The organism is Streptomyces sp. ADI96-02, assembly GCF_003846185.1.
Taxonomy (GTDB): domain Bacteria; phylum Actinomycetota; class Actinomycetes; order Streptomycetales; family Streptomycetaceae; genus Streptomyces.
Window position 1 is genome coordinate 6,230,338 of sequence record NZ_ML123034.1, and the last position, 4,764, is coordinate 6,235,101.

Sequence of the window (4,764 nt, forward strand, 5' to 3'; positions counted from 1 at the left end):
CGACGACGCACCAGGCGCGTTCGAAGGGGCCGCAGAAGCGAAGCCCAGCCCCGCCACCCACGGCAACGACACCCCCACCGCAACCGCCACACACGACGACACCGCACGACGACCGACGGATCGCATGGGAGATCACCAACCTAGAAGGAACAGAAACGAACTAACTAACCCACCCACTCATGAAAAACGACGCGAGGGCTCAGGGCCTCAGGGGAACTTCCTAGTGCGGTCCGGATCCTGGTAACCAGTCCTCGCTCCTACGGGGCCGGGGGCCGGGGCAGGAGGCGAGGGGGGCGTTCGGTGCACGGCTGCGTGCACGTGTGCCGGAGGGCCGGGCGGTCGCTGGAGGGCTGGAGGAGGGCGGTACGGCGGAGGGCGGCCAGGCGCCCGTTTCCGCCCCCGGCGGGCCGGCGATGGCCCGGCGGTGTGGCAGCTCGGGTTACCGGAACTGCCGGACGTCGTTTCCTGGCCGACGCGGGACGGCAGGTTGCCGGACGAGGAACGGTACGGCCACGAGGACGATGAAGAGCTGAACTTCTTCAAGCACGGTGTCGAGACGCGGTACAAGTTCGGCGTTGGGGCCCACAGGCTTCCCGCTGGGTTACGGCGTCGGTTCGGCTCGTCTCGATCAGTCCATGTCGGCGCTGGTCGGCGTGGCCTCCTCCGTTCGCGCACAGAGGGACCGCTCCGCAGATTGCGCTCCGGCCGCCAGGTCGTCGCCCTGGTGCGCGATGTCGCCAACTATTGATCAGAGACTCATGGTGTTCTCGTCCAGGGCGTAGCGGACGTGTGGGCCGCCGAAGTAGCTGAGGACGATGTGTGGCTGCTGCTACTGAACTTGATTGGGTGATGTCGGGTTGATCGTGGTCAGCTGCCCATGGTCAGGCTGGTGCTCACGAGGCAGCCGTCGATCAGGGCCGGTTTCGAAGAAATCCGAAACCGGCCCTGATCGTTGTCGAGGACCGTTGGAGACCGGGTCCTTGACGGAGGCAGCGGGTCATGGCGGTCGGGCTCGGCAGTGAGCTGAACCCTGCGGCGTGGTCCGGGCCGGGTCAGACGCCGGAGGGGACCTCGGCTCTTTCGGTGGACCCCGCTTGTTCTCCTTCGTCCAGCGCCGGCCTGCGGTTGCGGCGGACGGAGGACCAGAAGGACCAGGCGATCAGGATGACCCCGATGAGACCGGTGACCACCTCGGGGATCTGGTAGCGGATGGAGATCATGAGGATCACGGCCAGCGCGCCGATCGCGTAGTGCGCGCCGTGCTCCAGGTAGACGTAGTCGTCGAGGGTGCCCTGACGGACCAGGTAGACCGTCAGCGAACGGACGTACATCGCGCCGATACCGAGGCCGAGCGACATCAGGACGATGTCGTTGGTGATCGCGAAGGCGGCGATGACACCGTCGAAGGAGAAGGACGCGTCCAGGACCTCCAGATAGAGGAACATGAAGAACGCGGCCTTGCCTACCATCACGACCGCTGGGACCTTCTTGCCACTCCTCCTGGCCTCTTCCTCGGCCTCGCGTTCGCGCTCCTCCTCTTCGTCGAGCTTGTTCTCGAAGTAGCTGGAGAGACCCCCGACGACGAGATACGTGATGAGGCCGAAGACGCCCGAGAGCAGGACCGTCGCCGCCTTGTCGACGTGCGTGCCGCCGTGCTGGTGGGCCTGGGTCGCGAAGGTCATGGCGCTGATCGCCAGGACGATCAGGGCGACGCAGACCGGCAGCATGTCGATCTTGCCGAGTTTGGCGAGCGGGCGCTCCAGCCAGCCGATCCACTTGATGTCACGGTCCTCGAAGATGAACTCCAGGAAGATCATCAGCAGGAACATGCCGCCGAATGCCGCGATCGACGGGTGGGCGTCGGTGACGAGCTGCTCGTAGCGCTCCGCGTCGTTGATCGCGAGATCGACGGCCTCGATGGGGCCGACCTTGGCGCTGATCGCCACGATCACGACCGGGAAGACCAGCCTCATGCCGAAGACGGCGATGAGCACACCGATGGTGAGGAAGATCTTCTGCCAGAAGGCACTCATCTTCTTGAGGATCCCGGCGTTGACCACAGCGTTGTCGAAGGACACCGAGATTTCGAGGATGGAAAGGATCGCCACGATCCCGAAGGCCGCCCATCCCCCGTATAACGCCGCCACGACGAGGCCGAGCGCGGTCACCGCGAACGACCAGCCGAACGTCTTGAGAAGCACTGGCTACCCAATCGTCTGTGCGGGGCTCCCCCCGCGAGCCGTACCCGGCTTTACCGAACACTGACCGAAGTCTAACCTCCGCGTGGGACTCGCGATGGTGTCCGGATCGGGACCGGAAACGCGAAAGTGCCTCCTGAGCTGGGGTGATGAGACTTGTCCAGGGCTTCTGCCATCACAGCGAGAAGGCCCTCCCCGTCCACGTTCGAGCCGTCCACGTTCGAGCACTCCGCGAGCGGGGTGTCCCCACAGCTCCTGCTCTGCTCGCCCAGGCGCTGTTGCCGGGCGGTGAGTCGGCCCCCGGCCGAACCGAGAAGGCCGCTCTACCGGCTGCTGCCCCTGCGTGGCCCTGACCAGCGAAGACTGTCCGCGTGTCAGCTTCTGCTCGATTGCGGTGCTTCAATGGACCGTCGATCCTGATCTGGCAAGGAGATGCACTGTGCCCCTGGTGTCTGTCGTGATGCCCGTCTACAACTCGGCTGCCACCCTCGGCGCAGCCGTCCGATCGGTGCTCACACAGACCCACAGTGACGTGGAGCTGCTGGTCACCGACGACCAGTCCTCCGACAACTCCATGGATCTGCTCCGCGAGTTCGCCGAGCAGGACGAGCGCGTCCTGCCGGAGTCGGCACCGGAACGGGGTGGTGCGGGCCGGGCCCGCAACTTCGCGATCGAGCGGGCCCGCGGGGAGTACATCGCCTTCCTCGACTCCGACGACATGTGGCTTCCGGAGAAGACCGAGAAGCAGCTCGCCTTCGCTGCGGAGGGCACCGCGCCTTTGACGTTCACCTCGTACTTCAAGATGGACGCCGACTACGACGGCGAGAGCACCGACTGGGTCCCGAACGGGCGGGTGATCCGTGCCAGGGAGCACGTGGACTACCGCGCGATGCTGGTCCAGGACCACATCGGTGCTCTCACCGCCATGTACAACCGCGATGTCCTGGGCACGAGGCTGATGCCGGAGATGCGCAAGCGCCAGGACTACGCCCTGTGGCTGTCGATCATGCGGGACGGTGCCGACGCCCGGGGCCTGGCTGAGCCGCTTGCGGTGTACAGGGCCAACCAGGCGGGATCGCTGTCCTCCAACAAGCTGTCGCTCGTGCAGTACAACTGGGCCCTGTACCGCGAGCACGAGCATCTGTCGGTCCCGCGGGCGACACGGGCGCTGGCCGGCGCTGTGTGGCAGTCGCTGCGCAACTCGCGCATCTAGATCCGGATACGGGCTCGGGTAGCCCGGCGCGCGACCGTTTCCAGGGGGTGCCCGACCGGGCCCCGCCCCGGCTTCCCCGCGTCAGGACAGGAGCTTCGCCTTGGCTCTCTCGTACTCCTCGGCGTTGAGAGAGCCCTTGTCCTTGAGTTCCGCGAGTTTCGCCAGTTCGTTCACGTGGCTGTTGCCGCCGCCCGGCCCGGCTTCGCCCGGTGTGCCCGCAGCCTCCTTCACGTAACTCCGGAAGGCCGCCTCCGACTCCCGGACCGCCTTGGCGTCGCGCTCGTGCATGCTGCGCCCGCGGACGATGAGGTAGACCAGCACGCCCACGTACGGGAGCAGGATGACGAAGACGAGCCAGCCCGCCTTGGCCCAGCCGTTCAGGGAGTGGTCCCGGAAGAGGTCGGTCACCACCTTGAACAGCAGGAAGAACCACATGACCCACAGGAACAGGAAGAGCATGGTCAGGAAGAGGTTCAGCAGCGGGTAATCGTCCATGGGGACCTACTCCGATCGCACGGATGGTCTCTCAGTCATACAACTTGTCCCTTTGCTCCGCATCCGGGCCCTCCGGTCATGAGTCGTACCTGGTCGACGCGACGGAGAGCGCCCGGTCACGACGTGATGCGGAGCAGATGGGCGGGCGGGTGGACGAGTGCCAGGTCCGGCCGCCACGCCGCCAGGATCTGTGCCGAGGGGTGGAACAGCGGTGTCGGCAGCTCCTCGGGCGCGATCCACCGCCAGGCGCTGATCAGATGGGGCTCGGTCACCTCCGGGCTCCCGGATTCCAGCCGGACGACGGCCCCCATGCTGATGCGGTTGATGCCGCCGATCACGTCGTGGAGCATCGCGAAGACGTCCACCCGCGCCTCGTCCACGGCCAGGCCGGTCTCCTCGCGCAGCTCCCGTACGGCCGCCGCCGCGACCGACTCGCGCGTCGCGTCGACCTTGCCGCCGGGTAGCTCCCAGGTGCCGCTGTGATGCCGTCCCAGCAGGACGCGCCCCCGGCCGTCCTCGACGATCACCCCGACGCCGAGGGCCGCCTGCGCTGTGGGCGGGCGGGAGTTGCGGGCGGTGCCGGTGGCGGGTTCGGCCGTCATGGGTGCTGTGTCTCCGCTCGATGGTGCCGGTGGGGGACACACCGTAGCGAAGCCACACGGCCGCCGGCCCGGGCCCTAGGCCAGCAGGCGCAGCGTGTTCGCGGCGACGGCGAGCCGGACGCTCTGGCCCCAGGTCAGCTCCAGCGCGTCGGACTCGATGCCGTCCCCGAAGACCACGATCCGGTCCGACTCCACCGTGAGCCGCAGCCCCTGTCCCGCGCCCAGCTCGCCCGCGACCCGGGACGTCCCGGTCGCG

4 protein-coding genes and 1 pseudogene are annotated in these 4,764 nt (G+C 67.2%); 1 reads left to right on the forward strand and 4 read right to left on the reverse strand.

All coding sequences use genetic code 11. From position 1 onward, the window contains the following. Window positions 1–1,052: 1,052 nt before the first annotated feature. Window positions 1,053–2,201: a DUF475 domain-containing protein gene (locus EES43_RS27245; RefSeq protein ID WP_124271209.1), complete on the reverse strand. Its 1,149-nt coding sequence runs from the start codon at window positions 2,199–2,201 to the stop codon at window positions 1,053–1,055. Window positions 2,202–2,637: 436 nt separating this feature from the next. Between EES43_RS27245 and EES43_RS27250 the strand changes: the two genes are divergently transcribed. Then, window positions 2,638–3,411, forward strand: coding sequence for a glycosyltransferase family 2 protein (locus tag EES43_RS27250; protein WP_124271210.1), 774 nt, complete (start codon window positions 2,638–2,640; stop codon window positions 3,409–3,411). A gap of 81 nt (window positions 3,412–3,492) precedes the next feature. Here the strand turns inward: EES43_RS27250 and EES43_RS27255 are convergent, their stop codons facing one another. The 3 genes and pseudogenes from EES43_RS27255 to EES43_RS27265 all read right to left on the reverse strand — a co-directional run. Next, the gene (locus EES43_RS27255) at window positions 3,493–3,906 is read right to left on the reverse strand and encodes an SHOCT domain-containing protein (RefSeq protein WP_124271211.1); all 414 of its coding nucleotides are present in this window, start codon (window positions 3,904–3,906) and stop codon (window positions 3,493–3,495) included. A 116-nt stretch (window positions 3,907–4,022) separates the two neighbouring features. Next, window positions 4,023–4,508 (reverse strand): nucleotide triphosphate diphosphatase NUDT15, encoded by a 486-nt coding sequence (locus EES43_RS27260; RefSeq protein ID WP_124271212.1) that lies wholly within the window; start codon window positions 4,506–4,508, stop codon window positions 4,023–4,025. 75 nt (window positions 4,509–4,583) lie between these two features. Next, a pseudogene (locus tag EES43_RS27265) lies at window positions 4,584–4,764 on the reverse strand (hypothetical protein); the annotation flags it as partial.

What these genes read in the sequence shown, in the direction of transcription:
- EES43_RS27260 (WP_124271212.1), bottom strand. Translation starts at nt 4,508, where the DNA reads ATGACGGCCGAACCCGCCACCGGCACCGCCCGCAACTCCCGCCCGCCC.
- EES43_RS27255 (WP_124271211.1), bottom strand. Translation starts at nt 3,906, where the DNA reads ATGGACGATTACCCGCTGCTGAACCTCTTCCTGACCATGCTCTTCCTG.